General features: G+C 66.4%; 3 protein-coding genes. All 3 read left to right on the top strand.

Annotated features, from left to right (window positions below; all coding sequences use genetic code 11):
* Positions 1 to 385 (top strand): SDR family oxidoreductase (locus tag JMF90_RS26200; RefSeq protein WP_201325612.1); only part of this gene is annotated, 385 nt, incomplete at its 5' end.
* Entirely contained in the window at positions 382 to 1,914 is a 1,533-nt protein-coding gene (locus JMF90_RS26195) for an LTA synthase family protein (RefSeq protein WP_201316738.1), read from the top strand. The genes JMF90_RS26200 and JMF90_RS26195, both read left to right, overlap by 4 nt.
* Positions 1,915 to 1,917: 3 nt before the next feature.
* Positions 1,918 to 4,367, top strand: a 2,450-nt coding sequence (locus JMF90_RS26190; RefSeq protein WP_201325611.1) for a type I polyketide synthase, incomplete at its 3' end; no start/stop codon positions are given.

Here is a 4,367-nt window from a genome sequence, read left to right as displayed (position 1 = left end):
CCGTATCGCGATGGTCAGTTCGATCGCCGCGCTGCGTGGCATGGCGATCTCGCCGGCCTATTGCGCGAGCAAAGCTGCGATCAAGGCCTATGGCGATTCGGTGCGCCCGCTGCTGGCGCGCGACGGCGTGGGCGTTACGATCATCCTACCAGGCTTTGTGAAGACGGCGATGAGCGACGTGTTCCCCGGCGACAAGCCGTTCCTCTGGAGTGCCGAGCGTTCGGCCGAGTACATCCGCCGGCGGCTCGACGCAGGCCGAAGCGAGATCGCGTTCCCCGGGTTGCTCGCATTCGGCATGCGCCTCCTGCCGCTGCTGCCCGCGACGCTGGCCGACGCGATCCTCGACCGCCTGTCCTATCTTCCGTCGAAGGACCGGGTCAATTGAGCGCGCGTCTTGCCGTGACGCTGACGGGCACCATTGCGCTGTCGTTTGCGGTCGATGCGATCGCCGTCCCGCGCGCGCCGCTGCGGCGCCCGCTGCTGTCGTCAGTGCTTCATATTGTTGCCGTACTCTTCGTATTCGACCTCGTGTTCGCCGCCACCTGCCGGCCGCTGTTTTCGGCCTGCGCGTCGCTTGCGCTCGTCGGTCTCGTCGCCGCAGTCAGCAACGCGAAGTACGAGTCGTTGCGGGAGCCGTTCGTATTTACCGATCTGAGCCTGTTCAGCCAGTTGTTTTCGCATCCCCGTCTTTACTTGCCGTTCCTGAGTGTCGGCAAGGTCGTCGCGATCGGTACCGGCATCCTGCTTGTGATCGCGGGCTTCGTCGTCGAGCGACCGGTGCAGCGGGGTTCCGTCGCGATGGCGTGGCTCGCGGCGGCGTTGCCGTTCGCGCTCGCGGTGCCTATCGCGGCGCGCTTGCCGCTGACGCTCGATCCCGATGCCGACCAGCGGCGCCACGGTTTTTTTGCCGTGTTCGTTGCCTATCTGCTCAACGGGCTGCGTCCTGCGACGTTCCGGAGGTTCCGCGAGATCGCGGCGGCCGGGCTCTTCGCAACAGGCAAGCCGAACCGGCGCCCCGACGTGGTCCTGATCCAGAGCGAATCGTTCTTCGATGCACGCCGCCTCGGTGACGCGGTCGAGCCAGAGCTTTTCGCGCGCTTCGACGAGGCGCGTCGCGAGGCCGTCTCGTATGGCGAGATGATGGTGCCGGCGTGGGGCGCCAACACCATGCGAACGGAATTCGCGGTGCTGACCGGCATGGAATCTTTTTCGCTTGGATATGCGCGCTTTTATCCTTACGCATTTGTAAGAAATAAAATCGCGTCGCTTGCCTCTTGGTTTGACCGTTGCGGCTACGATACAGTCGCGATTCATCCGTATTACGCCGATTTCTTCGGGCGGGACCGGGTATTTCCGCTGCTGGGTTTTACGCGCTTTCTTGATATCCGCGATTTTGCATCGGCGTCCCGTGCCGGTCCGTATGTGGCAGACGCCGCAGTATCCGAGTCGATCATCGAGGAACTCCGGACCGCGGGCGACGACCATCCGCGCTTCGTCTTCGCGATGACGATGGAAAACCATGGCCCGCTGCATCTGGAGCAGGTTTTGCCTGGAGAATCGTCTTCGAGGCATACTCTTGGCGAAGACCCGTCCTGGCGCGACCTGACAGCCTACCTGCGGCACATTGAAAATGCAGACGCAATGATGGGGCGCCTGCTCGACCATTTGCGCACCAGCGATCGTGAAACAGTCGTTTGTTTTTACGGCGACCACGTTCCCGCTCTGCCTCACGTATTCGATAAGCTGGGCGTTTCTCCGCAAACCAGCGACTACTTCATTTGGCGAAATTACGGCACAGACACTCCCGAATGCCGGAATCTGGCGGCCGAAGAGCTCGGTTCGGTACTTTTGCATGTGGTACAAGATGACGGACATCGCGCGGAAGAACCGCACGCATCCGAGAAAGCGACATAAAAGATGAACAGTAAGATTGCAATAATTGGGGTGGCTTGTCGGTTTCCCGGGAGCGCGAACAATCTTGGCGACTTCTGGCAACTGCTGCGCGACGAACGCGACGCAGTAACCGAAATCCCCGCCGACCGCTTCGGTACCGATTTCTACCAGCACCCGTCCAAACGCGAACCGGGCAAGAGCTACACGTTCGCGGCCGGCGTGCTCGACAACGTCGCCGGCTTCGACGCCGCGTTCTTCGGCATTTCGCCGCGCGAAGCGGCCCAGATGGACCCTCAGCAACGCCTGCTGCTCGAACTCGCGTGGGAAGCATTCGAAGACGCCGGCGTGCGCCCGGCCGACATGCGCGGCAGCAATTGCGGCGTCTTCGTCGGCGCGGCCAGCATGGATTACGGCAACCGCAACATGGACGATCTGAACGTGATCGATCCGTATTCGGCGACCGGCAATACGCTGAGCATCGCGTCGAACCGCGTGTCCTACCTGTTCGACCTGCACGGCCCGAGCATGACGGTCGACACCGCCTGTTCGTCGTCGCTCGTCGCTCTCCATCAGGCCGTCAAGGCACTGCAGTCCGGCGAGGCCGACGTGGCGCTCGCGGGCGGCGTCAACCTGCTGCTGCACCCGTTCGGCTTCGTCAGCTTCTCGAAGGCGTCGATGCTGTCGCCGCGCGGCCGTTGCCGTGCATTCGACGCGACCGGCGACGGCTACGTGCGCTCGGAAGGCGGCGCGTTCGTGCTGCTCAAGCCGCTCGATCGCGCGCTGGCCGACGGCGACACGATCCACGCCGTGATCGCGGGCTCCGGCGTGAACTCGGTCGGCCACTCGCCGGGCGGGATCAGCGTGCCGGGCGCGGCCGCGCAGGCGTCGCTGCTGCGCAGCGTGTATGCGCGCGCCGGCATCGATCCGCGGTCGCTCGCCTATCTCGAGGCGCACGGCACCGGCACGGCGGTCGGCGATCCGATCGAGGCGCGTGCGCTGATCGATGTCGTGTCGGGCGAACGCCCGGCCGATCGTCCGCTGCTGATCGGTTCGGTGAAGACCAACATCGGCCACCTCGAAACGGCATCCGGCATGGCCGGCCTGCTGAAGGCCGTGCTGTGCCTCAAGCATCGCGCGGTGCCGCGCTCGCTGCACTTCGTCACGCCCAATCCCGGGATCGATTTCGACGGCGGGCGTTTGCGCGTCGTCGATCGCTACATGCCGCTCGACGCGGGCGACGCGCCGCTGACGGTCGGCGTCAACTCGTTCGGCTTCGGCGGAACGAACGCCCACGTCGTGCTGACCGAGGCGCCGGTCGCAAGCGACGTGTCGACGGCAGCGCCCGAGCCGACTCGAGCGCAACCGTCCCCGCTCGCGCTGACCGCGCGCAGTGCGAACGCGCTTGGGGCGCTCGCGGGCCGCTATCTGGCCATGCTCGATAACGGCGGCGACTGGCAGGCGCTTGCCGCGGCCGCCGCGCGTCGGCGCCAGTGGCTCGAGCATCGCGCGATCGTCGCGCCGGCCGACGTGGCCGAAGGCCGTGCGGCGCTTGCGGCACTGGCCCAGCCGGCACAGGAAGGGCTGCCGGCCTGCGTGGCGACCGGCCAGGCGCCCGCCGACGCATTGCGTACCGCGCTCGTGTTCTCGGGCAACGGTTGCCAGTGGGTCGGAATGGGCAACGAACTCTATGCGGAGAACGCGGTTTTCCGGGCGGCGCTCGACGAAGTCGACGCGCTGTGGTGCGCGGACGGCAGCCCGTCGCTGGTCGACGTGATGCGCGGCGGCCCGGGCGCGACATGGCTGGCCGGCGCGGGCGCCGAATGGCTCGCCGCGACGGAGAACGCGCAGCCGCTGCTGTTCGCGATCCAGGTCGGCATGATTCGCGTGATCGACGCGCGAGGCATGCGTTACGACGCGGCGATCGGCCACAGCGTCGGTGAAATCGCCGCGGCGTGGGTGACGGGTGCGCTGTCGCTCGCCGACGCGGTGCGCGTGATCAAGATCCGCAGCCGCGCCCAGGCGATGACGCGCGGCAGCGGCCGGATGGCGGCCGTCGGCATCGGCGAGGCAGCCGCGCGCGAGTTGATCGCGCGCCATGGGCTTGCGCGTCGGGTCGAGGTGGCCGGCATCAACAGCCCCGACGCAGTGACGCTCGCCGGCGAGTTGCAGGGCTTGCAGGCGCTGGAGGCGGCGCTGCGCGGCAGCGGCAAGTTCTTCCAGATGCTCGATCTCGACTATGCGTTCCACAGCAGCCACATGGACCGCATCGAGCCGGTCGTGCTGGCCGAGCTGGCCAGCCTGCGGCCCCAGCCGGGCAACGGCAGGTTCGTGTCGACGGTCACCGGCGGCGCGCTCGCTGGCAACGCACTCGATGCGCGCTACTGGTGGCGCAATATCCGCGAACCGGTGCGCTTCGGCGATGGCATCGCGTATCTGATCGAGCAGGGCGTCCGGCTGTTCATCGAAGTCTCGCC

Source organism: Burkholderia sp. E168m23 (assembly GCF_016586125.1).
Classification (GTDB): Bacteria; Pseudomonadota; Gammaproteobacteria; order Burkholderiales; family Burkholderiaceae; genus Burkholderia; species Burkholderia orbicola.
Note: the sequence above shows the minus strand (reverse complement) of the source record. Positions and strands in the feature narration are given on the sequence as shown.